The organism is Cellulomonas sp. GbtcB1 (assembly GCF_019091725.1).
Classification (GTDB): domain Bacteria; phylum Actinomycetota; class Actinomycetes; order Actinomycetales; family Cellulomonadaceae; genus Cellulomonas.
This window is the reverse complement of record NZ_JAGXJG010000327.1, coordinates 1-258: the sequence shown is the minus strand read 5'-3', so window position 1 is coordinate 258 and position 258 is coordinate 1. Positions and strand designations below refer to the sequence as shown.

The following is a 258-nucleotide window of genomic DNA, read 5'->3' as shown; positions in this document are numbered from 1 at the left end:
CCCGTCGCCCGCGACCGGCGAGCCGCTCGTCGACGAGGTCAGCGGGCTGGTCGTGCCGCCGGGCCAGATCACCGCGCTGGTGAGCGCCGACCCGGACGTGACCGCGCGGCTCGCGCTGCGGCTGGGCCGGCTGGGTCCGGCGCGGCACGGCGGGGCGGACGACGAGGACCTCGCCGACTCCGGCCAGGACGGGACGCTGGGCGACGCGCGCGACGCCGCGCCCGACCCCGCCCTGTCCCGCGTCCGTTGGGGCCGCGC

Annotated in this window: 1 pseudogene; it reads left to right on the top strand. The window is 81.4% G+C overall.

Annotated elements, in window-relative coordinates:
* A pseudogene (locus KVT14_RS20600) lies at window positions 1-258 on the top strand (hypothetical protein); the annotation flags it as partial.